Origin of the sequence: Nocardia sp. NPDC056952 (genome assembly GCF_042674185.1) — a bacterium.
GTDB lineage: Bacteria > Actinomycetota > Actinomycetes > Mycobacteriales > Mycobacteriaceae > Nocardia.
This window is the reverse complement of the sequence record NZ_JBHURA010000001.1, coordinates 176278-201157: the sequence shown is the minus strand read 5'-3', so window position 1 is coordinate 201157 and position 24880 is coordinate 176278. Positions and strand designations below refer to the sequence as shown.

Below are 24880 nucleotides of genomic sequence, written 5' to 3'. Positions count from 1 at the left end.
AGTGTATCTATGCGCGCACGTCGCCGTCGGTCCCAGCCCGTCGGACCACCGGCTCCAAACGGACGATGATGCCTTTCGAGGTCGGCGTGTTGCTGATGTCGGCGACGCTGTCGAGCGGAACCAGCACGTTGGTCTCCGGGTAGTACGCGGCGGCCGAACCACGGCTGGCCGGGTACCCGACGGCGACGAACTTCTCCGCCCGCCGCTCGGTGCCGTCGTGCCAGATGCTGACGATGTCGACCACATCCCCGTCGGCGATGCCCCGCTCGGCCAGGTCGTCGGGGTTGACCATCACCACCCGGCGGGCGTGGTGGATGCCGCGGTAGCGGTCGTTGCTCGCGTAGGGAATGGTGTTCCACTGATCGTGGGACCGCAGAGATTGCAGCACAAGGTAGCCCGGCGGCGCGTCGATCATGTCGAAGTCGTTGCGGGTGAACTCGGCCTTCCCGCTCGCGGTGCGGTAGATGCCCTTGTTGACCGGATTCACCAGCAGCATCCCGCCCGGCGCGGTGACCCGTTCGTTGAAGTTCTCGAAGCCGGGCACGACCCGGGAGATCCGGTCGCGCACGGTGCTGTAGTCGGCGACGAATTCCTCCCACGGAATCGTGGACTCCGCCCCCAGCGTGCTGCGCGCCAGCCGGGAGATGATCGCGATCTCGCTGAGCAGCTCGGGCGAGGCCGGGTCGAGGCGCCCCCGCGATGTGCGGACCTGGCTCATCGAATCCTCGACCGTGTAGAACTGCTCGCCGGTGGCCTGGATATCGCGATCGCTGCGGCCCAGCGTGGGCAGGATCAGTGCCGTCTCGCCGCAGACCGTGTGGGAGCGGTTGAGTTTGGTGGAGATCTGCACGGTCAGCGAACACTGCCGCAGGGCGGCCTCGGTGACCTCGCTGTCGGGCGTGGCCCGCACGAAATTGCCTGCGACACCGACGAATACCTTCGCCTTGCCGTCGCGCATGGCACGGATGGAACCGACCGCGTCCAGCCCATGGGCCGCGGGCGGGGTGAAACCGAACTCGGTGCCGAGAGCGTCCAGGAACGACTGCGGCATCCGCTCCCAGATGCCCATGGTGCGGTCGCCCTGGACGTTGCTGTGCCCGCGCACCGGGCACACCCCGGCGCCGGGGCGGCCGAGGTTGCCGCGCAGCAGCAGGAAGTCGACGATCTCACGGATCGTGGGCACGCCGTGCTTGTGCTGGGTCAAACCCATCGCCCAGCACACGATGACCTTCCTGCTGGCCAGCACCTGCTGGTGCACGGCCTCGATCTCCGCGCGCGTCAGCCCGGTGGCGGTGAGCGCGTGCTCCCAGCTCACCGTCCTGGCGTGCTCGGCGAAGGCATCGAAACCGCTGGTGTGCGCGGCGATGAACGCGTGGTCGAGCACCGTGCCGGGCGCCGCGTCCTCGGCGTCGAGGAGCAGCTTGTTCAGCATCTGGAACAGGGCCAGGTCGCCGCCGGGGCGGATCTTGAGGAAGATATCGGCGATCTCGGTGCCGCGCCCGATCACGCCGCGTGCCTTCTGCGGGTTCTTGAACCGGATCAGCCCGGCCTCGGGCAGCGGGTTCACCGCCACGATCTTGCCGCCGTTGCGTTTGGTCTCCTCGAGCGCCGACAGCATGCGCGGATGGTTCGTGCCGGAGTTCTGGCCGACGACGAAGACCAGATCGGCTTCGTAGATGTCGTCGAGGGACACACTGCCCTTGCCGACGCCGATGGTCTGCGCCAACGCGGAACCGCTCGACTCGTGGCACAGGTTCGAGCAGTCGGGCAGGTTGTTGGTGCCGTAGGCGCGGGCGAACAGTTGCAGCAGGAACGCGGCCTCGTTGTTGAGCCGCCCCGAGGTGTAGAACAGGGCCTCGTCGGGGGTGGGGAGGCCGCGCAGCTCGCGTGCCATCAGGTCGAAGGCGTCGTCCCAGCCGATGGGCTCGTAGTGCGTGGCGCCGGGCCGCTTCACCATCGGCTCGGTGAGCCTGCCCTGCTGGTTGAGCCAGTAATCCGACATGGTGTCGAGCTCGGCGACCGGATGCTCGGCGAAGAACTGCCGGGTGACGCGGCGGGTGGTGGCCTCGTCGTTGATGTGCTTGGCGCCGTTTTCGCAGTACTCGTTGAGGTGGCGGCGCGTGGGCTCGGGCCATGCGCAGCCGGGGCAGTCGAAGCCCTTGGTCTGATTGATGTTGAGCAAGGTGAGCGCGGTGCGGGCCGGGGAGTTCTGCGAGAGCGAGTACTCGATCGCGTGCGCCACCGCGGGAACGCCGACCGCCCAGGTCTTGGGCGCGGTCACGCTCAGATCATCTTGCGGGTCCTCGATCGAGGTCATGTGTCAGCTTCTCTTCAGTTCTGCGGCACCGCGCGGTCGGCATATCTGACAAAAGGCTTCTCACATTGTCCACCCTTGTCAAAGCGGAAAGCCCGATCACCTGATAGGTGCCGGTTATCGGGCTTTCCGCCGCGCGTGTGACTCAGTCCTGGGCCGGCTCGAAGACGCTGCTGCCGTAGACGTCCTCGGCGGTGAGCGTGATGAGGTCGGACTTGCCCAGTGGCCGGTCGAGCGCGACCAGCCTGCGGGCCTGCCGCAGCCGGCAGCGTTCGATCGCGTTGCGCACGCTGCGCGCGTTGGAGAACCTGGGCTGCTCCATGCGCAGCGTCAGGTACTCGGCGAACGCCTTGTGCGCGTCGTCGTCGAAGGCGAATCCTTCCGACTCCACCATCAGTCCCGCGATCTGGGTCAGTTCCGCATGGTCGTAGTCGGCGAACGTGAGGTGGTGCGGCACCCGGGAACTCAGGCCCGGATTGGCGGCGAAGAAGGTCGCCATCCGGTCGGGGTAGCCGGCGAAGATCACCACCAGATCACCGCGCTCGTTCTCCATCTCGGTGAGCAGGATCTCGATCACCTCCTGCCCGTAGTCCCGCTCGTTCTCCGGCCGGAACAGGTAGTAGGCCTCGTCGATGAACAGCACTCCCCCGGCCGCGCGGGCGATCGCCTCCTTGGTCTTGGGCGCGGTGTGGCCGATGAACTGGCCGACCAGGTCGTCGCGGGTGACGGTGTGCACGCGCGGGGCCCTGATGTAGTCGAGCGCGTGCAGGATCGCCGCCATCCGCAGCGCGACCGTGGTCTTGCCGGTGCCGGGACCGCCGGTGAAGCTCATGTGCAACGTGGGTCGCGTGGTGGTGAGCCCGAACCGGCGCCGCGCCCGGTCGACCTGGAGCAGCGAGGCGATCTCGCGGACCCGGCGCTTGACCGAGGCCAAGCCGACCAGCTCGGCGTCGAGCGCGGCCAGGGTGTCGCTCACCCTGGCCGCGGCCTCGTCGGCCGAGAGATCGAGCACCTCGTCGTCACCCAGAATCGCGGGCTCGGGCGTCTGCTCCTCGACTGCCGTGGTCTGCGCCGTGCCGCCTGCCGACGGGCGGTGGAACCCGAATCCCTTTGGTGTGTCCATCAGTTCACTCGCCCGCGTACCGATCGCCGGTCGGACGGGCGGTGGCGTAGGACTTCACCGAGTACCGCTGGGTACGGTCGGGACCCTCGACGCGTTCGAGCAGGAAGCCGGGCTCGTGCGCGGGTCGCTGGACGAGGAACGACATCGCGGTGGACTGCCTGCCCAGCGCCGCGTCGTAGGCCAGCAGCCGGATGTAGTGCTGTGGGAAGGTGGCCCGGCAATCCGCGAGCTGGGCGAGCACGCCGTCGGGTTCGGCCAGGTCGAACATCGGCAGCCCCCACATCTCCCAGTAGACGTTGCGTGGGTGCGGGTCGTCGGTGTACTCCAGCGAGACCGGCCAGCCGTGATCGAGGGCGAACTTCACCTGGGCCGCGATCTCGTCATCGGTGAGGTCGGGCAGGTAGGAGAAGGTTCCGTAACGCAGTTTCATCGGGTGCTCCTGGTCAGATCGAGGGCACCGGAGTCGCCACCACATCGGGGGCGTCGGTGCTGGTGTAGTCGAAGGTGATGTCGCCCCAGGTGTCCAGAGCCGCCTGCAGCGGGGTGCAGAGCTTGGCCGCCCTGCGCAGCACGTCGGGTCCTTCGAACAGCAGATCGCGACCTTCGTTGCGCGCCTTGACCATTGCCTCGAGCGCCACCCGGTTGGCCTCGGCGCCCGCGGCGATGCCGTACGGGTGGCCGATGGTGCCGCCGCCGAACTGCAGGATCACGTCGTCGCCGAAAAGGTCTAGGAGCTGGTGCATCTGGCCGGCGTGGATGCCACCGGAGGCCACCGGCATGACGCCGGGCATCGAGATCCAGTCCTGATCGAAGAAGATGCCGTTGCCGAGATTGCGGGGAACATTGTTGTCGCGCAACGTGTCGTAGAAGCCACGGGTGGTGGCCGGGTCACCCTCGAGCTTGCCGACGACGGTGCCCGCATGCACGTGGTCGACACCCATCAGCCGCGACCACTTCGCGATCACCCGGAAGCTCACGCCGTGCGTCTTCTGCCGCGTGTAGGTGGAATGCCCGGCCCGGTGCAGATGCAGCAGCAGTCCGTTCTCGCGGGCCCAGTGCGCCATCGACTGGATAGCGGTGTAGCCGATGGTGAGGTCGATCATCACCACCACGCTGCCGAGCTCCTTGGCGAAGTTCGCCCGCCGGTACATCTCCTCCATCGTGCCCGCGGTGACATTGAGGTAATGGCCCTTGATCTCGCCGGTTTCGGCCATCGCCCGGTTCACCCCCTCCATCGCGTAGAGGAAGCGGTCGCGCCAGCGCATGAAGGGCTGGGAGTTGATGTTCTCGTCGTCCTTGGTGAAGTCGAGGCCGCCGCGACAGGCCTCGTAGACCACGCGCCCGTAGTTGCGGGCCGACAGGCCGAGCTTGGGCTTGATGGTGGCGCCGAGCAGCGGGCGGCCGTACTTGTTGAGCATCTCCCGTTCCATGACGATGCCGTGGGCGGGGCCCTGGAACGTCTTGGTGTAGGCGACGGGGATGCGCATGTCCTCCAGGCGCAGCGCCTTGAGCGGCTTGAAACCGAAGACGTTGCCGATGATCGAGGAGGTCAGGTTCGCGATGGAACCTTCCTCGAAGAGATCGATGTCGTAGGCGATGTAGGCGAAGTACTCGCCTGGCCTGCCCGGAACCTCGTCGACCTGGTACGCCTTGGCTTGGTAGTGGCTGTTGGCGGTGAGCCGGTCGGTCCACACGACAGTCCAGGTGGCGGTGGACGATTCGCCCGCGACGGCGGCCGCGGCCTCGATCGGGTCGACGCCGTCCTGGGGAGTGACCCGGAAGACGGCGAGCACGTCGGTATCCTTGGGGATGTAATCGGGGTTCCAGTAACCCATTCCGGCATAGCTCTGTACACCCGGATCCCAACGCTCTTTGGTCGCCGCGCCGTCGTTGTCGATCGTCGTCATCGCCGTTCCTTTCGGGTCACGCCTATGAAGCACTTTCAGTGTGTGGGCGCGACAGTTCAGCGACAATGGAATGTTTCCTGTGCACTGTTAAGGCATCATTGAACGATGTTCGCCAGCCCCGACCTGCCCGCGGCCGCTACCTGGGGTCGGCTGCGCACCTTTCTCGCCGTGTACGACACCGGGAGTGTGCGCGCCGCCGCGCAGACGTTGCATGTGACGCCGCCCGCGGTGTCAGCCGCGATCGCCGCGCTCGAAGACGCACTGGGCACAACACTTTTCGGCAAGTCCGGCCGGGGCATCGTGGCGACCGAATCGGGTGAGATCTTCGCCGGCTACGTGCGCAAGCTGCTGGGACTGCTCGCGGAGGCGGCCGGGGCGGTGCACGACGCCGATCGCGGACGGGTGCGCATCGGCGCGGTCGCGACGGCCAGCGAGTACGTGCTTCCGGCGCTGATGGCCACCTTCGCTCGAGCCCATCCGCACGTGGAACTGTCGCTGTCGGTGCTGACCCGTGGCGAGCTGTTCGCCCGCGCCGCCGATCACGTCTTCGATATCGCCCTGGCCGGTCGACCGCCGCGGGGCTCCGGGCTGGTCACCGCCGCCCAGCGGGCCAACCGGCTGCTGCTGGTCGGGCGGCCCGGACTGGTCGACGATCCGCTCACCACGCCCTGGCTGCTCACCGGGATCGGCTCCGGCACCCGCGACACCACGCTGTCGTTGCTGAGCCGGTTGCAGGCCGCGCCACCACTGCTCACCCTCGGTACCTCGGGCGCCGCCGTAGCCGCCGCACGCGAAGGGCTCGGCGTCACGCTCGTGCACGAGGAGGCCGCGCGCGAGCAACTCGCCTCGGGGGAACTGGTCTCCTACAGCGTGCCGGGAACACCTCTCGACCGGCCGTGGCACGTCTGCGCGACCCAGGAACCGACCGCGGCGACCCGAATGTTCGTGGCGCACCTGTGCGATCCGGAACAGGTGGGCGCGGCCGCATTTCACACCCGGGTTCGCCCGAAGGGGTGAGGACGGCGGCGACGGGATGCTCGCATGCTGGTCGTCATGACGACACTCCCCGCCACCGCCCTCGCCGACATCGCCCAGCAGCTCACCAGCGGCGGCCGCGGCATTCTCGCCGCCGACGAGTCGATCAAGACCATGTCATCGCGCCTGGAACAGGAAGGGGTTCCCGCGAGCGCGACGGCCCGGCGCGACTACCGCGAACTGCTGCTCACCGCCGACGGTCTGCCGGAATGGATCAGCGGAATCATTCTCTGCGACGAGACCTTCGGCCAGGATCTCGCCGACGGGCGCCCGTTCCCGATCGCGGCGCGCGAACTCGGCGTCCTGCCCGGAATCAAGGTCGACACCGGCACCACCGCGCTCCCCGGCCAGGGCGGTGCGCTGATCACCGAGGGGCTCGACGGGCTCGGCGCACGGCTGGCCTCCTATGCCGATCGAGGGGCCGCGTTCGCCAAGTGGCGGGCGGTGTTCGACGTGCACACCATCACCCCCTACTCCGCCGGCGCCAACGGGCACGCGCTGGCCCGCTACGCCGCGCTGTGTCAGCAGCACGGCATCGTCCCCATCGTCGAGCCCGAGGTGCTGTGCACCGGCGACCATGACCTCGCGGCCTCGGCGAGGGCGACACGCCTGGCTCTGAGCGCGGTGTTCACCGAACTCGTCGACGCCGCGGTGGATCTCACCGGCATCGTGCTCAAGCCCAACTTCGTCACCCCCGGTCTGGACGCCGCGGCTGTCCCGCCCGCCGACGTCGCGGCCGCGACCTTCGCCGTGCTGCGTGAGCTGGTGCCCGCCGAGGTGGCGGGCATCGCGTTCCTGTCCGGTGGGCATCCCACCTCGCGGGCGTGCGCCTTTCTGAGCGAACTCGCCGCCGTCGACGAGCGGCCGTGGCCTGTGACATTCTCCTTCGGGCGCGCGCTCGTGAGCGCGGCCCTGCACACTTGGGGTGGAACGAACTCCGAAGTTCCCGCAGCACACCGTGTTCTGCTCCAGAACTGCCGCAACGCCTCTGCTGCCGCCGAGCGCGCCGCGTAGGCGGGTCCGCTCGGCAGCCGTCCTGAGCGCGGCGGCAACACGCAGCAGCGGCGCTACCCCTCGGGCACCGCTGCTGCGTTCGTTGGCCGGTGCCCGCCGCTATTTCAGCGGTAGTTCCACCAGCACGGTGGTTCCGCGTCCCCGCATCGATTCCACGCGCAGCGAGGCTTCGATCAGGGCACAGCGTTCCGCGATCGAGCTCAGGCCGAAATGTTGTTCGCCGTCGGCGTCGGCGGCGCGATGGGCACGCTGCGCCGCCGGGTCGAAACCCGCACCGTCGTCGGAACATCCGAAGATGGCCGAGTCACCGACCCGGCGCAGGGAGAGCACGATCCGTTGCGCATCAGCGTGTTTCACCGCGTTCGCCAGCGCCTCCTGGGCGATCCGGTACAGGGTGGCGGCGGCATGGTCGGGGATGTCGTCGATGGCGGCGGCGTGATCGACGAGGAATTCGATCGTCGGCGGCCCTTCGCCGCTCACCGTGCGCACCAGCGATTCGATCGCGGCGACCAGGCCGAGGTCGTCGAGGACGAGGCTGTGCAGGCCCGAGATCGCCGCCCTGGTCGCGTTGTAGGCGAAATCGGCCAGCTCGCGGGCGCTAACGAGTTCGGCGCGGGCCCTGGCGAGGTCACGCAAGCTGGCCTCGTCGGTGACGTCGACGTGGGCGGCGAGTTCGGAGACGGTGAGGTCGGCGGCGGACAGGTGGAACGACATCGAGGCCAGGGCGGTGGTGACGCCGTCGTGGAGATCGAAGGCGATGCGCCTGCGTTCGGCCTCCTGGGCGGTGATCGCCTGTTCGACCAGGCGGTCGCGCTCGGTGCGCTGCCGGTTGACGGTGCGGAACAGCCGCTGCGCGTGCAACCACAGGCCGAGCACGCCCGCGTACTGCTGTGCGAGGTCGAGGTCGTGCTGCCCGAACGGATCACGGGCGCGGCGATGCACGGCGAGCACGCCGACCACATCGCCTTCCAGCCCCGGCAGCGGCAGACACATCCGCGCGACCGTCTGCTGCGGCTCCAGTCGTAAGAGCCTGCGGTGCAGGGCATTACGTGGCGAGTCGTTGTCGAGCAGCACCGGCGTACGAGTGCGGGCCACCAGCCCGGTCACCCCGAATCCGACCTGCAACCGCAACGAACCCGCCGAGGGATGCGAAGGCCACAGATCGACGATGCTCAGATCCTGGCCGTCGACGGCGTAGAGCAGCACGCCTTCGGCGCCGAGCAGTGGCGCCAGCTCCGCCGCTGTCGGCACCGCGCCGCTCGCGAAGCTCACCGGAACAGCCCCTCCCGCAACGCGACCGCGATCGCCCCGCTGCGATCGGACACCCCCAGCTTGCGATACAGCCCGCGAATATGGGTCTTCACGGTGTCCTCGCTGACCACCAGCTTGCTCGCGACCGCGCGATTGGAGTGGCCGGAGACCAACAGCCCCAGCACTTCCGACTCACGCTGGGTCAGTCCGAGGTGCGCGCCGGACCAGAACTGGCCCGCGCTGAGCCGCGCCGCGGCCAGCGCCACCCGACCGGCCAGTGCCGCGTCGACCACCGTCTCGCCTTCGCGGACGCGGCACAGCTGGGCGACGAGTTCGCGCCCGTCGACCCGCTTGAGAATGTAGCCCGACGCCCCGACGCGCAGCGCCTGGTACAGGTAGTGCTCGTCGTCGTAGACGGTCAGCAACACGACCTTGGTCTCGGGATATTGCAGGGTGATCTGACGGCACAGATCCAAGCCACTGGCCTTGCCGATGCGAACATCGCACAGGACGATATCGGGCCGATGTTCGGCGACCATCCGCAGCGCGGCGGTGTCGGTGGTGGACTGGCCGACGATCACCACGTCGTCGGGGAAGTGTCCGAGCATGGCGTCGAGCCCGTGCAGCACCATTTCGTGATCGTCGACGAGCACCAGCTTCAACGGGGTCGGAGGTAACTCCGGCATGACTCCACCCTACGGCGAGCGGCAGCGCGGCTACGGGCATTGACGAGATCTCACCCGGGCCGCCACCCCCGAGGGGGAGTGCGGCGGATACGCCGGTGCGGTCCGATGAACGGACCCGATCAGAAAGGCCGCGCCATGCCGGAGTCCTCAATTCGTCGGCCGCTCATAGTGCCGTCGGTCTTGCCCGCCGATTTCGCCTGCCTCGGTGAAGAAGTGCGCGATCTGTGCGCGGCGGGCGTCGACCGGATCCAATGGGACGTGATGGACGGCGTGTTCGTCCCCAACCTCACCTTCGGTCCCGATGTCATCGCGTCGGCGCGTTCGCACAGCACCGTGGGGTTCGAGGCGCACCTCATGGTGGTGAATCCCGATGGACTGCTCGGCACGTACGTCGACGCGGGTTGTGAGCTGATCATCGTGCACGCCGAAGCCTGTACGCATCTGCATCGAACGCTCGCCAGGATCCGCGAACTGGGCGCGCGCAGCGGTGTCGCGCTGAATCCACACACGCCCGCCGAGGTCGTCGCGCACGTGCTGGCCGAGACCGATCTGGTCCTGGCCATGACCGTGAATCCGGGTTTCGGTGGGCAGGCCTACATTCCGGCCGTCGAATCGAAGATCGCGCGGTTGCGCCGGATGATCGACGAGTCCGGGCACTCCGTCGAGCTCGAAGTGGACGACGGGATCACCGGCGACACGATCGGCGGGGCGGCCGCGGCCGGCGCCGACGTGTTCATCTCGGGATCGTGGATGTACGGCTGTCCCGAAGGCAAAGCGGCCGCGGTCAAGCGGCTTCGCGATGCCGCCACCGTTGCGGGAGAGGCAGCCTGATGACCGATATCGCGCCGACGACATTCGCGCCGTCGGTGGAGACCGACCAGCTCGCCGTCGACACCCTGCGCTTGCTCGCGGCCGACATGGTGGAGGCCGCGCAGTCGGGTCACCCCGGCATGCCGATGGGGGCGGCGCCGATGGCGTGGACGCTGTGGAGTCGGCACCTGCGCCATGACCCGGCCGATCCCGAGTGGGCCGATCGGGACCGGTTCGTGCTCTCGGCCGGGCACGGGTCGGCCCTGCTGTACGGGCTGTTGCACCTGTTCGGCTACGACCTGCCCGTCGAGGAACTGCGGCGCTTCCGGCAACTCGGGTCGCGGACGCCGGGGCATCCCGAGTTCGGGGAGACGCCCGGCGTGGAGTGCACCACCGGCCCGTTGGGTCAGGGGCTGGCGATGGCGGTGGGAATGGCCCTCGCCGAGCGGATGACCGCCGCCCGGTATCCGGAGATCACCGGTCATCGCACCTACGCGATCGTCGGCGACGGCTGTCTGATGGAAGGTGTCAGTCACGAAGTGTCCTCGTTCGCAGGGCATTTGGGGCTCGGCGGGTTGATCGTGCTCTGGGACGACAACGAGATCACCATCGACGGCGCGGTCGGGCGCTCGTGCGGTGACGATCAGGTGGCGCGGTTCGCGGCCTATGGGTGGCATACCGAAGTAGTGCCGGACGGGACCGATATCGAGGCGATCGACGCCGCGCTGACCCGGGCGAAGGGTGATCCCCGGCCGAGCTTTCTCGCGGTACGCACGGTGATCGGTCACGGTGCGCCCGACGTGGCCGGAACGCCGAAGGCGCACGGGTCGCCGCTGGGTGCCCAACGACTCGCACAGGCCAAAGAGCTGGTGGGATGGGCTCTTCCACCGTTCACCGTGCCCGAGCAGGTCGAGGCGACATGCGCGGTGCTGGCCGCGCTCGGTGGTGCGGAGCATGCGACCTGGCTCGAGGAGTTCGCGGCGTTCGACGCCGTCGACCCGGTGCGCGCCGCCGAGTTCCGGCGCGCCCGTGCGCGACTGCTGCCCGCGAGTTTGCCGGACGCGCTGGAGGCCGTCGCCGCGCAGGCACCGCGCGCCACCCGCCAGTCCTCGCAGGCGTGTCTACACGCCGCGCTGTCGGTGATGCCGGAATTGGTGGGCGGGTCGGCCGATCTGTCCGGGTCGACCGGCACGGTGTGTGGCGAAGTGGTGCATCGCGACGACTTCAGTTCCGGCGCAGTCGCTTTCGGCATTCGCGAGTTCGGCATGGCGGCGATCCTGAACGGGATGAGCTTGCACGGCGGGTTCCGGGTCTTCGGCAGTACGTTCCTGGTGTTCGCCGACTATCTGCGTCCCGCCCTGCGGCTGTCGGCGTTGATGGGGCAGCCGGTGATCTACGTGCTCACCCACGATTCCATCGCGGTCGGCGAGGACGGGCCGACACATCAACCCGTCGAGCATGTCGAGTCGCTCCGGCTGATTCCGGGGCTGCAGGTGTTGCGACCGGCCGACGACGCGGAGACCGCCCTGGCTTGGGAACTCGCGCTGAGCCGGGTCGACGGACCGACCGCGCTGATCCTGTCCCGCCAGTCACTGCCCCAGCTGGAACCCGCGGAGAGCGTTGCCCGGCCATGCATTCCGGGTGCCGATTGTGCGCCCTCGACAGCCGACGCGGTGGCCGACAGGTCATCCACAGCAGCGAATCCCAGCATCGACATCGTCGCTACCGGTTCGGAGGTCGCACTGGCGGTCGCTGCCGCCGAGCAGCTACGGGCGGAAGGGTTCGCTGTGCGGGTGGTGTCGGTGATGGATCGGACGCGCTTCACCCCCGGCGCCGCGGCGCACACCATCAGCATCGAGGCGGGAAGTACGGCGGGCTGGACCGGGCTGGTCGACCTGGCGATCGGTATCGACGAGTTCGGGCACAGCGGCCCCGGCGACGAGGTCATGGCCCGTCACGGATTCACCGTGCGCGCCGTACTCGACCGGATTCGCGAATACCTCGACGGTGCGCCGTGACTCGACTGCGGGCAGTGATCTTCGACGTCGACGGCACCCTGGTCGACAGCGAGCGCGACGGCCACCGGGTGGCTTTCAACGCGGCCTTCGCCGAGACGGGTCTTCCTGATCGCTGGGAGGTCGAGGAATACGGGAAGCTGCTGAAGGTGGCCGGGGGCGCGCAACGGCTGGCGTTCTGGTTCGAACAGCAGGGCAGGCCCGTCGAGCAGGCGCGGGCGCTCGCGCATCGGGTGCACCGCACCAAGACCCGCATCATGCGGCAGATGGCAGCCGACGGGCACATCCGTGCCCGACCGGGCGCGCGGGAACTGATCGAACGGCTCCGCTCGCACGGCGTCCGGTTGCACGTGGCGACCACCGGTACCCGCGCGTGGGTCGAACCCTTGCTGAAGCACGCTTTCGGTGAGCCGTTCGACACCGTGACCACCGGAACCGAAGTGCCCGTCCTGAAGCCGAGCCCCGCGGTGTATCTGGATGTCCTGATCCAGACCGGATTGTCCCCCGATCAAGCGGTGGCCGTGGAGGACTCGTCCAACGGCGTGCGATCGGCGGTGGCCGCGGGACTGCGGTGCGTGGCCGCCCAGAACGCCTACACGCGCACCGACGACCTCTCGGCGGCAGTGCTGGTCGCCGACGGGCTCGACGACCCGGAGCTGGTGACATGGTTCGACGACCACCTCGGGTGAGGTGGTCGTCGAATCGAGCTCAGCGCGTGCGGCCGCGACGTTCCATGAGCCGCAACAGCATCGGCGTGAAGATCAGCTGCATCGCCAGGTCCATCTTCCCTCCCGGACACACGATCGTGTTCGGGCGGGACATGAACGAGTCGTGCAGCATCGACAGCAGATACGGGAAGTCGATGCCGTGCGGGTCGGCGAACCGGATCACCAGCATCGACTCATCCGGTGTCGGAATAGTGCGGGCGACAAAGGGATTCGACGTATCGACCACCGGAACCCGCTGGAAGTTCACATGGGTGCGGGAGAACTGCGGGCACATGAAATTCACGTAGTCGTGCATGCGGCGCAGGATCGTCTCGGTCACCGCCTCGGTGGAGTAGCCGCGCTTGTCCTTGTCGCGGTGCAGCTTCTGGGTCCACTCGAGGTTGATCACCGGTACCACCCCGATGAGCAGGTCCGCGTACTGTGCCACGTCGACCTGTTCGTTGGCGACCGCCCCGTGCAGACCCTCGTAGAACAGCAGGTCGGTGCCGGGGCGCAGGTCCTCCCACGGTGTGAAGGTGCCGGGTTCCTGGTCGTAGGGCGCGGCTTCCTCCTTGTCGTGCAGGTACTTTCGCACCCGGCCCGTACCGGTCTCGCCGTAGCCACGGAACAGCTTCTCGAGGTCTTCGAACAGGTTGGCCTCGGCACCGAAATGGCTGAAGGTGTGGTCACCGTCCGACAGCGCTCGCGCCAGCTCCTGCTTCATGCCGGCCCGGTCGTACTTGTGGAAGCTGTCGCCCTCGACGTACGCGGCGTCGATGCCTTCCCTGCGGAAGATCGAATCGAACGTGCGCATCACCGACGTTGTTCCGGCACCGGATGACCCGGTGATGGCGACGACAGGGTGCTTGGCGGACATGAATCTCCTCCTCAGGTGGTGGAACGGTAGAGACCGCGGAGACCGAACAGCGGACTCCACTGGCCGTCGGGCTCCTCGGCCGCGTCGGCGTGGTACCTCACGATGCGCGCTACCTCGTCGCGGGAACCGAAAATGAACGCGATCCGCTGGTGCAGTTCGGTGGGGGCGACGTCGAGGATGCGCTCGCGACCGGTCGAGGCGAGGCCGCCGGCCTGTTCGATCAAGAAGGCGATGGGGTTGGCCTCGTAGAGCAGCCGCAGCCTGCCCTCCTTGGCCGGGTCCTTCGAGTCGCGCGGATACAGGAACACCCCGCCCCGGGTCAGGATGCGGTGGGTTTCGACCACCAGCGACGCCACCCAGCGCATGTTGAAGTCCTTCTCGCGCGGACCCGTCGCGCCCGCCAGGCATTCGTCGATGTAGCGGCGCACGGCCGGTTCCCAGAATCGGCGGTTGGAACTGTTCACCGCGTACTCCGAGGTGGACTCCGACAGCCGCAGGTTCTGCCCGGTCAGGAAGAACTCGCCCAGCTCGGGATCGAGGGTGAAGGCGTGCACGCCGGTGCCGACGGTGAGCACGAGCTGGGTCGCGGGGCCGTAGATCGCGTAGCCCGCGGCGACCTGCTCGGTGCCGGGCTGCAAGAAGTCCGCCGTCGTCGCGTCGATGCCGGGATTCGGGGCGCGCAGAATCGAAAAGATACTGCCCACAGCGACATTCACGTCGATATTGGACGAGCCGTCGAGCGGATCGAACGCCAGCAGGTATTTGCCGCGCGGATAATCGGGCGGGATCGTATACGGGTCGTCGAGCTCCTCCGACACCATTCCCGCCAGCTGGCCGCCCCATTCGTTGGCGCGCAGGAACAGGTCGTTGGCGACCACGTCGAGCTTCTGCTGCTGCTCACCCTGCACATTCACCACGCCGGCGCCGCCGAGGACGCCGGTGAGCGCACCGGAAGCGATGCGCTTGGAGATCGCCTTGCAGGCCAGCGCGACGTCGAGGATCAGGGAATTGAGCTCACCGCTGGAACCGGGATGGCGCCTGCGCTCTTCGATGAGGAATTGGGTCAACGTCGTGCGATCGGTCAGCATCCTTCGAGGACACCACCGAACCCCCCGGGCGGACATCCACCCGGGGGGTGAATCGCGGGGGTGGTTACCGCGATTCGCCGCGTCAGAAGGCCGGGACCGCTTGCGCGGCCGTTGCCTCCTCGGACGTGTGCCGCTTGCGCAGCACCAGAACGCTGACGATCATGGCCGCGGCGAGCAGGCCGGCCGCGACCGTGAACGCCAGCCGGTAACCGCTGGTCAGCGCGGCAGCGTCGGACGCTCCGGCCGCCAGTTCGGTGCCGGTCCGTGCGGCGGCGAGGGTGGACAACACCGCGACGCCGATCGCCATGCCGACCTGCTGGGTGGTGTTGAACAGCCCCGAGGCCAGGCCGGCGTCGTCGGCGTCGGCGCCCGACATGCCCAGCGCGGTGAGCGCGGGCAGCACCAGCCCGCCACCGGAGACGGCCACCATCACCGGCAGCACGTCGGTGAGATAGCCGGCGTCGACCGGAAGCCGCGTCAGCCACGACATCCCGGCCAGCAACAGGGACAGACCGGCGATGAGCACGGCCCGCTCACCGAAGCGGGTGATCAGGCGGGCCGAGGCGAACAGCGACACTCCGCCGATGGCGACGGCGGCGGGCAGCATGGCCAGGCCGGTCTGCAAGGCGTTGTAGCCCAGCACCTTCTGCAGGTAGAGCGCGACGATGATCTGGAAGGCGAACATGGCCGCGAGAGTGAGCATCTGGACCACATTGGCGCCGGAGACCGTGCGGGAGCGAAAGATTCGCAACGGCAGCAGCGGGTTCGCGGCGGTGGCCTGACGGAGGACGAAGGCTGCGAGCAGTGCGGCGGCGAGCGTGCCGAGGCCGAGAGTGTGCGCCGAGACCCATCCGTAGCGTTCGACTTCGACGACGGTGTAGATGCCGAGCATCAGACCGACGGTGACCAGGGCCGCACCCAGCACGTCGGCGCCGGCGGACCAGCCGAGGCCGCGGTCGGCGGGCAGCGCCCGCATCGCCACCAGCACGGTCAGCGCGCCGATCGGCACGTTGATCAGGAAGATCCAGTGCCAGTTCAGCGCGTCGGTGAGGACGCCGCCGAGGACCTGTCCGATCGAGGCGCCCGCGGCGCCCGTGAAACTGAAAACTCCGATGGCCGTAGCCCGTTGGCGGGGCTCGGTGAAGATCGTCACCAGGATGCCGAGGACCACCGAGGCGGCGATCGCGCTACCGACGCCCTGCAGGAATCGGGCCCCGACCAGCACGGCGGGGGTGGATGCCACACCCGCCAGCACCGAGGCCACGGTGAAGACGACGGTGCCGGTGACGAACATCGTCTTGCGGCCGATCAGGTCGCCGAGGCGTCCCGCCAGCAGGAGGAGACCGCCGAAAGCGATCAGGTAGGCGTTCACGGTCCAGCTCAGACCGGCCGGCGAGAAGCCGAGGTCCTCCTGGATCGCCGGCATGGCGACGGTCACGATACTGCCGTCGAGGATGGTCATCAGCATCGCGGCCGACAGCACCGCGAGGGCGGTGCGCTGGGACTTGGTCATGGGTCATCTCCTGCTGGAAGCGAACAAGAGTGACCGTACTAGATAGTTTTGTAATAGACAATCTATAACGGACTATTGCCTCGCGCGACGCGCGGGCGCGGCTTCCACCACAGTCGACAGATGCCCTTCCACCAGATGATTCAGTGCGCTCAGCAGGGATTCGCGCTCCGCCTTCGGCAGTGAACCGAGCGCCCTCTGATGGACACCATCGACGATCTCGGTACTGCGCGCGGCGATCTCCGCACCGGCCGGAGTCACCGAGATGATGCGAGCGCGACGGTCGGTGCTCGACGGCTTCCGTTCGGCCAGCCCCGCCTTCTCCAGCGCGTCGACGGTGACGACCATGGTCGTCTTGTCCATGTCGCCGAGCTCGGCGAGCTGAGCCTGGGTGCGCTCGGCCTCCAGCGCGTGGACCAGCACGCAGTGCATGCGAGCCGTCAGCCCGATGTCGGCCAGCGCCGCCGCCATCTGCGTGCGCAGGACATGACTGGTGCGGTCGAGCAGGAAGGACAGGTCGGGTTCGGTGCGCGTCGTCGCCAGGGCGGTCATACCGCTCACTATAGTTTTGTCATAGATAATCTGCATACTTCCATAAGTTGGGAATGTTATCGGACTGCGGTCCGTTTAGACGAGGACCACATCCCGAAGAGAGGTTCACATGGAACTGGGGCTCACCACCTTCGCCGAGCTGTACCCGACCGGCGACCGTCCCGCGCCGACCGCCGCCGAGCGGCTGCGCCAGGTGGTCGACGAGGCCGTCGCGACCGAGGCCGCCGGGCTCGATGTGTACGGCGTGGGTGAACATCATCGCCGGGATTTCGCCGCATCCTCCCCCGCCGTCGTCCTGGCCGCCGCGGCCGCGCGAACCGAGCGCATCCAGTTGACCAGCGCGGTAACGGTGCTCAGCTCCGACGACCCGGTGCGCGTATACCAAGACTTCGCGACACTCGACGGGCTGTCGAACGGGCGCGCGGAGTTGATGGCGGGGCGCGGGTCGTTCACGGAGTCGTTCCCGCTGTTCGGCTACGACCTGTCCGATTACGACGCGCTGTTCGAAGAGAAGCTGGCACTGCTGCTGCGGGTGCGCGAGGAAGGACCGGTCACGTGGACGGGCCGATTCCGGGCGCCGCTGCACGACGCCACCGTGTATCCGCGCACCGATGATCGACCGCTGCCGGTGTGGATCGCGGTCGGCGGCAGTCCCGAATCGGTGATCCGCGCCGGGCTGCTCGGCCTGCCGCTCGCCCTCGCGATCATCGGCGGTCAGCCCGCGCGGTTCAAGCCGCTGGTGGAGCTGTATCACCGGGCGCTCGCCGAAGGCGGTCACGAGAAGCAACCGGTGGCAGTGCACGCGCACGGCTATGTGGCCGACACCGACGCACGCGCCGTCGCCGATTTCTACGAGCCCTACGCCGGGGCGATGTCGGTCATCGGCCGAGAGCGTGGCTGGGGACCGATGACGCGCGAACAGTTCGACGCGCTGCGCTCGCAGAGCGGTTCCCTGTTCGTCGGCACCCCCGACTACGTGGTCGGCAAGATCGCCGAGGTCCGCGACACCCTCGGCCTCGACCGCTTCATGCTGCACACCAGCGTGGGGACGTTGCCGCCCGAGCAGGTGCTGCACAGCATCGAACTGCTGGGCACGAAGGTGGCCCCGCAGGTGCGGTGAGAAGGGCCTATTCGAGCGCTGGGTCGACGCCGGTGGTCCGGGCGGCCCGGCGTTCCCGCCTTCGTCGGCGGTAACGGCTGATTCGGCTGGCACACAGGTAGACCACCCACAAACCGATGGCCAACAGGGCCGCGGCGATCACGGCGGCCAGCACCGGGAAGAACACCGCGAGGGTGAGGACGCCACCGACCGTGAGGTCCTCGGCAGTGCTCACCGCGATATTGGTGACCGGTTCCGGCGAGGTGTTGATCGCCATCCGGGTACCTGCTTTGACGATATGGCTGAGCAGGGCGGTTGTCCCACCCACCGCCGCGGCGAACATCGTGGGCAGCGAATCGTCCTGCCCCGCGATCAGCGCCGAGACGACCGCGCCCGACGCGGGCCGCACCACCGTGTGCACCGCGTCCCAGAACGAGTCGAGGTACGGGATCTTGTCCGCGACCGCCTCGATCAGGAACAGCACCCCGGCGGCGACGAGCACATCGGTGCGTTGCAGCCCCGGCGGCACATCGCCCGCCCACCCGATCCGACCGAACAGCCCCAGCAGAAACACCACCGCGTACGCGTTGATACCGCTGGCCCAGCCCGCGGTGAAGATCAGAGGGAGCACCGACACCCGCTCAGCCTAAGCCCGCCTGCCGACACCGCGCGGCAAGGACGTACAGCGGCGAAATCTAGCAGCGCTAGACAAGCTAGCGAGCAACTGTTACCTTTGCTCCATCATCTAGCGATGCTAGATATTGAGGAAGGAAACCCGAAATGCTCATCGTCACCGGCCAGATCATCGCCACCGCCGCCGTGCTCGCCAATGCCGTCGTCTACGGCACCGATGTCTGCGCGGCCGTGATCATGCGGTCGGTGTACCGCAAGCTCGACGACGCGACCGTCACCATCAGCGCGGGGTGGGGCCACTACTACGGCGACCGGCGCATGCCGGTGGTCGGTGCGGGCGGCGTGATCACCGCAGTACTCACCCTGCTCATCGCGCTGCTGGCCGGACAGATCGGCGCCGCGGTCGCGGCGGGGATCGCGGTGGCCGCGCTGCTCACCTGGCTCGCCCTCTACGTCCGCATCGCCAAGCCGATCAATGCCAGGCAGACCGCCGCCGCCCAGAGCGGCGTCATTCCGGCCGATGCCCGTGCGCTGCAGGACAAGTGGGACAGCATCCTGAAGTACCGCGTCACCCTCCAGTTCGTCGCCATCGCCGGACTGTGCGCCGCGCTGATCCTGTTCTGATCTCGAATTCACCGAGGAGAATCCGTCATGAGTTTCACCAGCAATGAACAGCAGTTCCTCGCGGAGGCAGGGATCGGCCGGCTGGCCACGGTCTCGCCCGACGGTATTGTGCAGAACAACCCGACCGCTTATCGAGTGAATCCCGACCACACGATCGACATCGGGGGCATGCGGATGCGCGGCAGCCGGAAATACCGCAATATCGAAGCGGGCAGCCGGGTCTCGTTCGTCATCGACCAACAGGTTTCCTGGGAGCCGTACGTGATTCGCGGCATCGAGGTACGCGGCACCGCCGAAACGCTCGACGACGAGCAGCCACCGTTCGAACACCAGGAACGCGCGATCATCCGAATTCACCCCGAACGGATCATCTCCTGGGGCATCGACGGCGGATCCTTCGACTTCACCAGTCGCGCCGCCGAATAGCCGCGGCTCGGCTCATCATCAGCAACTCACCGCGACAAGTCGAAGCGCAGGAAGATCAGCCCGCACGGAAATCATCCGAGTAACGTTTTCGATCACCTGGCGATTTCTCAGACAACATCAATTCAGGAGGTTCGAAATGCTTTCTGTGAAGAGACTCGCCGCCGGCGCCCTCGTTGCCGCCGCCACCGCTTCCGCCGTCATCGTCGGTGGCGGTGTGGCCCAGGCCGACGTTCCGGTGTGGCAGGCCAACTGTCACGTGTACAACATCTTCAACACGGGCGGAATGGCCAATTGCGAACTGCCGACCTGGCACCAGGTGAAACTCACCTGTGTCGCGTGGCCGGTCCCGTTCGTCTACTGGAAGTACGGCCCCGCGCAGTACGGACAGAACCAGTCGTGGGCCAGCTGCGACTCGCTCAACGCCCTGGTGGGCATCGAGGTCATTCAGGCGTAGGCCACGCACCGCGATCGAGCAGCACCCCACTCGCCCCGTTGTTACCGTGGATTCATGGTCAGTGCGGCATCAACCCGGCGACACGAACAGCTCCGTGACTTCCTGCGATCGCGGCGGGAGCGGATCGGACCGGGCGAGGTGGGTCTGCCGGTAGCGGGGCGACGGCGAACCCCCGGCCTACGGCGCGAAGAAGTCGCGATGCTGGCCGGGGTCGGGGTGTCTTGGTACACCTGGTTGGAGCAGGGGCGTGACATCACGGTGTCCGGGGAGGTGCTCGACGCGGTCGCGGGGGTGTTGCGGTTGAGTGCGCCGGAGCGAACGCATCTGTATGTGCTGGCCGGGCTCAATCCGCCGGTGGCGCGAGGGTCCGCGGTGGAGGTGACCGCGGAGATTCGGGCGCTCATCGATGGGTGGGTGCGTGGACCCGCGGTGGTGCGGGATCGGTACTGGAACATCTTGGCGTTCAACGTGCTTGCGGGTCGGGTGTTCGGGTGTGACGACGGCGAGCCGCACAATTGCCTGGTCACTTTCTTCACGAGCCCGCGATATCGCGGGCTGCCCGACCTGTGGGCCGATGCCGCACCGGGCGTGGTCGCCGCCTATCGCGCGGACGCGGCCCTCGTCCCACAGGACGACGAATTCCAGCGCGTAGCAGGCGAACTCGCCGCTGCCGCGCCGGAGTTCGCCGAACTCTGGGAGCGACACGATGTCGGCGCGCCGCTGCAAGCCGTGAACGCCCTGCACCACCCGGAAGCCGGGGATCTCTACTTCGACGCCACCACGCTCACCGTCGCCGACCATCCCCACTGGTCACTGGTGCTCTACAACCCGAAACCGAATACCGACACCGCCGACCGCCTGGCTGCCCTCCCCCGACTGCGTCTCTCCGAATCCGCGTAGCGACCCATCGCATGCGGGGAGCCGGATCGGCGCGACAGTTGCCGACCGTCCCGCGGTACCGTCGATCCTGGTGGTGACACACCCCTGATAACCGCGCACTGCCTGCTCGGGCTGTCACCCGCCAGGCTGAATTCATGACGCACAACGGTTCTCGATTCGATGGCAAGACCGCGCTGATCACGGGCGGTAGTAGTGGGATGGGGTTGGCTACCGCGCATCGCCTGATCGCGGAGGGGGCTCGGGTCGTGGTGACCGGCCGGGACAAGAAGCGGCTCGACGCGTCTGTCGCCCAGCTCGGTGGGCAGGCGCACGGAATCGCCGGTGATGCCACCGATCTCGATGATCTCGACAACCTCGCCGCGGCGGTGGCAGACCGCTTCGGACACCTCGATCTGCTGTTCGCCAACGCGGGCATCGGCTCGTTCCAGACGATCGAGCAGGTCACCGGCGAGCTCTTCGATCAGGTGATCGGCAGCAACCTCAAGGGCGCCTTCTTCACCATCCAGAAGATCCTGCCGCTACTCCCCGACCACGCTTCGATCGTCATCAATGCCTCCTTCGGCCTGCACCTCGGTGTGCCGGGCTCTGCCCTCTACTCCGCGAGCAAAGCCGCTGTCCACAACCTGACCCGCGCTCTCGCAGCGGAATTGGCGCCACGGCGAATCCGGGTGAACGCGGTCAGCCCCGGCTACATCGACACCCCGGCCTTCCGCGCGGAGCTCTCCGAAGCCGCTCGGCAGGGGGTCGCGGCCCTGTCCCCCGCGGGTCGCGTCGGCACCGCGACAGACGTCGCCGCCGCCGTCGCCTTCTTGGCCTCGGCCGACGCCGCCTTCGTCAACGGCCACGACCTGCGCGTCGACGGCGGCCTGACCGCGGTCGGCGCATCGGCGCTGGTGTAGGCCGGCTCAGCGCAGCGCGGCGCGTCCGCGTATGCGGCCGAGCACCACCAGCACCACCAGCGTGACCACGACCAGGACCGTGGTTCCGGCCGCGGCGTCGAAGACTTCGCCGCGGTCGGTCTGCGCGAAGATGCTGACGGGCAACGTCTTCCAGGTGGCGGGGTAGACCATGATGGTGGCGCCGAGCTCGCCCATGGAGAGGGCGACCGCCAGGCCCGCTGCCGCACCGAGAGCCGGTAACAGCAGCGGCAGGGTGATCTGGCAGAGGACGCGAACAGGACCCGCGCCAAGGGATTGCGCGGCCTGCCGGTAGGCGGGGTCGAGCCGATCGAGCGCGGCGGAGACCGCGCTGAAGGCGTAGGCCAGAACCAGGACCGCATGGGCGACGATGACGATCCACTTGGTACCGCCGAGGAGCAACGGGCGTTCGTTGAAGGCGATGAGGACGCCGAGACCGACCGCTACCGACGGGACGGCGACCGGGAGGTGGAAGACGGCGTCGGTGAGACGGCGCAACCAGGTGGGCGCCTCGCGGGAGGCCAGGGCCGCCCACGTGCCGAGGACGAGGGAGATCGCGCCGGCGAGCAGGGCGGTTTGCAGGCTCACCGAGAGGCTGGCCGCCTGCTCACCGCTGAGTGCGTTGCCGATATTGGTGAAGCCGAGGTCCGACGGCAGTGGGCCGGTCCAGCTGCCTGCCAGGGCGGCGGCGACCACGGTGGCGATCGGGGCGACGAAGACCACCGTAACCACCAGCCCGAACACGCCGAGTACCAGCGCTTTTCCGCGAGGGGTCCAGACGAGCACGATCATTGCTCCTTCGGGCGGGCGATGAACCGGGCGAACACGAACCGGTAGACGAGGTAGAGGCCCAGCGAGAGCAGCACCTGCACCGAGGCCAGCACCGCCGCACCGGGCAGGTCGAAGGTGACGATGCCCCGGGTGTAGATCAGCGCGGGCAGCGTGATGACGCCCTTGGCGCCGGTGAACAACACGATGCCGAACTCGTTGAGCGTGAGCAGCAGCACCAGCGACCCGCCCGCCGCGAGCGCGGGCCACGCCTCGGGCAGCACCACCTGCCGCAGCACCCGCCACGGTGAAGCGCCGAGACTCGCTGCCACATCGAGCTGTTCCCGGGGCAGCTGCGCGAACGCGGCCAGCACGGGTCGCACCACGAACGGGGTGAAGTAGGTGATCTCGGCCAGGATCACGCCGAGCGGGGTCGTCAGAAAGTCGATGACCGGTGTGGTGGCGCCGGTCAATTCGGCGATCAGGGCATTCACCGCGCCCGCCGTCCCGTAGAGGAAGGTGAAGGCGAGGGTGATCAGGAACGAGGGCAACGTCAGGATCGTGTCGATGAGCCTGCCGACCAGACCGGATCCGGGGAACGGCACGAAGGCCAGCACGATCGCCAGAAACGTGCCGAGCACCAGACACCCCGCCGTGGCACACACGGCGATGGAAACGGTGCGCCACAACGCTTCCCGAAATGCTTCGGAGCCGAGTACCGACGTCCACACCTCGGTGCCGCGCCCGGTCGGCGTCTGGGTGGACTCGGTGAGCACCCGCAGAATCGGATACCCCGCGATCCCGAGCACCACGAGCACGGGCGGCAAGGTCCACAGGATCGGCAACCACGACCGGCGAGGCGCGCGATCTTTCGACGGCGGCGACGCGTCGGGCCGATCGAGAACGACAGCGCTCACGACAGCACCTCGCTGATGCCCGGTTCGCGCACGATCGCTGTCATGACTGACCCTCTGCGGACACGGAACTTCCTGCCGTAGTGGATGTCTCGCCGATCGCGCGAGGGATGAGCACACCCGCCGGGTCCGGAAGCTTCACCCCGACAACGGCACCGGCCTCGGTCGTGAAGTGCCCCGACACGTCAGCCGCGAGCGTGCCGGGTAGCCCGTCGACCGACAGCTCTACCCTGGTCGTGGCACCACGCCATACCGAGGTCGACACGGTGGCACGCAGAGCGTCCCGCTCGCCCGGTTTGCCGACGGTGATCGTGTGCGGGCGGATACACAGCAGCGCGTCGTCGTCGGGCGCCCACTCCGCCAGTCCCACGCCGGGTTGCGGCGCCTGGGCGCGCAAGGTGTTGGTGCCCGCGGTGACCAGGGCCGCGGTGCCGGTGACGTGGTTGACGATGCAGGGCACCAGGTTCGCGCCGCCGAGGAACCCCGCGGTGAAGTCGGTGGGCGGGCGCTGCCACAGGTTTTCGGCCGTGTCGATGTCGACGAGGCGGGAATCGCGCATCACCGCGATCCGATCCGCCAGTGCCAGCGCCTCGGCCTGATCATGGGTCACGTACAGCATCGCGGTGTCGGGCAGCGCTTTTCGCAGCGCCTGCAACTCGCCGAGCATCGAATGACGCAATTGCGCGTCGAGCGCGGCGAGCGGCTCGTCCAGCAACAGGACGCTGGGCTTGATGGCCAGCGCACGGGCGATCGCCACCCGCTGCTGCTGGCCACCGGACAACTCACGCGGGAGCCGCTGCGCGTAGCTGCCCATGCCGACCATGTCGAGCGCCTCGGCGACCCGTGCGGCGATCTCCGCCCGCGGCACCCGATGCGATTTCAGGCCGAACGCGACATTGCTGTGCACGGTCATGTGCGGGAACAATGCGTAGGACTGCACGACAACACCGATCCCCCGCTTGGCGGGCGAGAGATCGGTGACGTCGCGGCCCGCCAGGCGGACCGCGCCCGAGGTGGGCCGGACGAAACCGGCCAGGGCCTTGAGCGCGGTCGACTTGCCCGAACCACTCGGGCCCAGGAGCGCGACGGTCTCACCGACGGCGACGCGCAGGGTGAAATCGGCCAGCGCGACGGCGGCCTTGCGGCCGCGGCCGTAGCTGACCCCGACCCGGTCGAACACGATCGCGGGTTCGGTGGTGGCCGCCACGGAAATGGCGGATCTCATCTGGAGGTCACCGTCGGACATCGTCAACTCC

At 68.1% G+C, this 24880-nt stretch carries 25 protein-coding genes; 11 read left to right on the top strand and 14 right to left on the bottom strand.

Features of this window, described 5'->3' with window-relative positions:
* Nucleotides 1-7 precede the first annotated feature (7 nt).
* The 4 genes from ACFTS5_RS00950 to ACFTS5_RS00935 form a co-directional block, all read right to left on the bottom strand.
* Nucleotides 8-2317 (bottom strand): FdhF/YdeP family oxidoreductase, encoded by a 2310-nt coding sequence (locus tag ACFTS5_RS00950; RefSeq protein ID WP_378626460.1) that lies wholly within the window; start codon nucleotides 2315-2317, stop codon nucleotides 8-10.
* A gap of 142 nt (nucleotides 2318-2459) precedes the next feature.
* Entirely contained in the window at nucleotides 2460-3437 is a 978-nt protein-coding gene (locus tag ACFTS5_RS00945; protein WP_378626458.1) for an AAA family ATPase, read from the bottom strand.
* Between the two features lie 4 nt (nucleotides 3438-3441).
* Nucleotides 3442-3867, bottom strand: a complete 426-nt coding sequence (locus ACFTS5_RS00940) for a ribulose bisphosphate carboxylase small subunit (protein WP_378626456.1) — start codon at nucleotides 3865-3867, stop codon at nucleotides 3442-3444.
* A gap of 13 nt (nucleotides 3868-3880) precedes the next feature.
* A complete protein-coding gene (locus ACFTS5_RS00935; protein WP_378626454.1) occupies nucleotides 3881-5344 on the bottom strand; it encodes a form I ribulose bisphosphate carboxylase large subunit in 1464 nt (487 codons plus the stop codon).
* Nucleotides 5345-5449: 105 nt separating this feature from the next.
* On the opposite strand from ACFTS5_RS00935, the gene ACFTS5_RS00930 reads away from it, so the two are divergent.
* Nucleotides 5450-6361 (top strand): LysR family transcriptional regulator, encoded by a 912-nt coding sequence (locus ACFTS5_RS00930; protein ID WP_378626452.1) that lies wholly within the window; start codon nucleotides 5450-5452, stop codon nucleotides 6359-6361.
* Nucleotides 6362-6397: 36 nt separating this feature from the next.
* The gene (locus ACFTS5_RS00925; protein ID WP_378626450.1) at nucleotides 6398-7393 is read left to right on the top strand and encodes a class I fructose-bisphosphate aldolase; all 996 of its coding nucleotides are present in this window, start codon (nucleotides 6398-6400) and stop codon (nucleotides 7391-7393) included.
* A gap of 99 nt (nucleotides 7394-7492) precedes the next feature.
* Here the strand turns inward: ACFTS5_RS00925 and ACFTS5_RS00920 are convergent, their stop codons facing one another.
* Nucleotides 7493-8665 carry a GAF domain-containing sensor histidine kinase gene (locus ACFTS5_RS00920; RefSeq protein WP_378626448.1) on the bottom strand — a complete coding sequence of 391 codons (1173 nt, stop codon included), beginning with the start codon at nucleotides 8663-8665 and terminating at the stop codon, nucleotides 7493-7495.
* Nucleotides 8662-9330: a response regulator gene (locus ACFTS5_RS00915; protein WP_378626446.1), complete on the bottom strand. Its 669-nt coding sequence runs from the start codon at nucleotides 9328-9330 to the stop codon at nucleotides 8662-8664. Before ACFTS5_RS00915 ends, ACFTS5_RS00920 begins: the two co-directional genes overlap by 4 nt.
* Before the next feature lie 135 nt (nucleotides 9331-9465).
* Here ACFTS5_RS00915 and rpe point away from each other — a divergent pair, with 135 nt between their 5' ends.
* Genes rpe through ACFTS5_RS00900 form a run of 3 tightly spaced genes read left to right on the top strand, consistent with a single transcriptional unit; the run spans nucleotide 9466 to nucleotide 12844 of the window.
* A complete protein-coding gene (rpe, locus tag ACFTS5_RS00910) occupies nucleotides 9466-10161 on the top strand; it encodes a ribulose-phosphate 3-epimerase (protein ID WP_378626444.1) in 696 nt (231 codons plus the stop codon).
* The gene (tkt, locus tag ACFTS5_RS00905) at nucleotides 10161-12158 is read left to right on the top strand and encodes a transketolase (protein WP_378626442.1); all 1998 of its coding nucleotides are present in this window, start codon (nucleotides 10161-10163) and stop codon (nucleotides 12156-12158) included. Before rpe ends, tkt begins: the two co-directional genes overlap by 1 nt.
* On the top strand, nucleotides 12155-12844 hold the full coding sequence (locus ACFTS5_RS00900; RefSeq protein ID WP_378626440.1) for an HAD family hydrolase: 690 nt from the start codon (nucleotides 12155-12157) through the stop codon (nucleotides 12842-12844). The genes tkt and ACFTS5_RS00900 overlap by 4 nt, the downstream gene beginning before the upstream one ends.
* Before the next feature lie 19 nt (nucleotides 12845-12863).
* On the opposite strand, the gene ACFTS5_RS00895 is transcribed toward ACFTS5_RS00900, so the two are convergent.
* The 4 genes from ACFTS5_RS00895 to ACFTS5_RS00880 form a co-directional block, all read right to left on the bottom strand.
* Nucleotides 12864-13739, bottom strand: a complete 876-nt coding sequence (locus ACFTS5_RS00895; protein WP_378626438.1) for a phosphoribulokinase — start codon at nucleotides 13737-13739, stop codon at nucleotides 12864-12866.
* An 11-nt stretch (nucleotides 13740-13750) separates the two neighbouring features.
* Nucleotides 13751-14827 (bottom strand): class 1 fructose-bisphosphatase, encoded by a 1077-nt coding sequence (locus ACFTS5_RS00890; RefSeq protein ID WP_378626436.1) that lies wholly within the window; start codon nucleotides 14825-14827, stop codon nucleotides 13751-13753.
* An 82-nt stretch (nucleotides 14828-14909) separates the two neighbouring features.
* A complete protein-coding gene (locus ACFTS5_RS00885) occupies nucleotides 14910-16340 on the bottom strand; it encodes a DHA2 family efflux MFS transporter permease subunit (RefSeq protein ID WP_378626435.1) in 1431 nt (476 codons plus the stop codon).
* 72 nt (nucleotides 16341-16412) lie between these two features.
* Nucleotides 16413-16889 carry a MarR family winged helix-turn-helix transcriptional regulator gene (locus ACFTS5_RS00880; protein ID WP_378626433.1) on the bottom strand — a complete coding sequence of 159 codons (477 nt, stop codon included), beginning with the start codon at nucleotides 16887-16889 and terminating at the stop codon, nucleotides 16413-16415.
* A 109-nt stretch (nucleotides 16890-16998) separates the two neighbouring features.
* On the opposite strand from ACFTS5_RS00880, the gene ACFTS5_RS00875 reads away from it, so the two are divergent.
* Nucleotides 16999-18009: an LLM class flavin-dependent oxidoreductase gene (locus tag ACFTS5_RS00875; RefSeq protein WP_378626431.1), complete on the top strand. Its 1011-nt coding sequence runs from the start codon at nucleotides 16999-17001 to the stop codon at nucleotides 18007-18009.
* A gap of 7 nt (nucleotides 18010-18016) precedes the next feature.
* Here the strand turns inward: ACFTS5_RS00875 and ACFTS5_RS00870 are convergent, their stop codons facing one another.
* The gene (locus tag ACFTS5_RS00870; protein ID WP_378626430.1) at nucleotides 18017-18625 is read right to left on the bottom strand and encodes a DUF4126 domain-containing protein; all 609 of its coding nucleotides are present in this window, start codon (nucleotides 18623-18625) and stop codon (nucleotides 18017-18019) included.
* 143 nt (nucleotides 18626-18768) lie between these two features.
* Between ACFTS5_RS00870 and ACFTS5_RS00865 the strand changes: the two genes are divergently transcribed.
* The 5 genes from ACFTS5_RS00865 to ACFTS5_RS00845 all read left to right on the top strand — a co-directional run bounded on the left by ACFTS5_RS00865 (nucleotide 18769) and on the right by ACFTS5_RS00845 (nucleotide 21924).
* Nucleotides 18769-19245, top strand: a complete 477-nt coding sequence (locus ACFTS5_RS00865; RefSeq protein WP_378626429.1) for a DUF1772 domain-containing protein — start codon at nucleotides 18769-18771, stop codon at nucleotides 19243-19245.
* A gap of 27 nt (nucleotides 19246-19272) precedes the next feature.
* A complete protein-coding gene (locus ACFTS5_RS00860; RefSeq protein ID WP_378626428.1) occupies nucleotides 19273-19671 on the top strand; it encodes a PPOX class F420-dependent oxidoreductase in 399 nt (132 codons plus the stop codon).
* A gap of 136 nt (nucleotides 19672-19807) precedes the next feature.
* A complete protein-coding gene (locus ACFTS5_RS00855; RefSeq protein WP_378626426.1) occupies nucleotides 19808-20125 on the top strand; it encodes a hypothetical protein in 318 nt (105 codons plus the stop codon).
* A gap of 54 nt (nucleotides 20126-20179) precedes the next feature.
* Complete coding sequence (locus ACFTS5_RS00850) at nucleotides 20180-21025, top strand: helix-turn-helix transcriptional regulator (RefSeq protein WP_378626424.1); 846 nt, start codon at nucleotides 20180-20182, stop codon at nucleotides 21023-21025.
* 134 nt (nucleotides 21026-21159) lie between these two features.
* Complete coding sequence (locus ACFTS5_RS00845; RefSeq protein WP_378626422.1) at nucleotides 21160-21924, top strand: glucose 1-dehydrogenase; 765 nt, start codon at nucleotides 21160-21162, stop codon at nucleotides 21922-21924.
* 6 nt (nucleotides 21925-21930) lie between these two features.
* Here the strand turns inward: ACFTS5_RS00845 and ACFTS5_RS00840 are convergent, their stop codons facing one another.
* The 3 genes from ACFTS5_RS00840 to ACFTS5_RS00830 are packed head-to-tail and all read right to left on the bottom strand — an operon-like array spanning nucleotide 21931 to nucleotide 24870.
* Nucleotides 21931-22728: an ABC transporter permease gene (locus ACFTS5_RS00840; RefSeq protein WP_378628250.1), complete on the bottom strand. Its 798-nt coding sequence runs from the start codon at nucleotides 22726-22728 to the stop codon at nucleotides 21931-21933.
* Between the two features lie 2 nt (nucleotides 22729-22730).
* Entirely contained in the window at nucleotides 22731-23627 is an 897-nt protein-coding gene (locus ACFTS5_RS00835) for a 2-aminoethylphosphonate ABC transporter permease subunit (RefSeq protein ID WP_378626421.1), read from the bottom strand.
* Nucleotides 23628-23667: 40 nt separating this feature from the next.
* Entirely contained in the window at nucleotides 23668-24870 is a 1203-nt protein-coding gene (locus ACFTS5_RS00830; RefSeq protein WP_378626420.1) for an ABC transporter ATP-binding protein, read from the bottom strand.
* Between the last annotated feature and the right edge of the window lie 10 nt (nucleotides 24871-24880).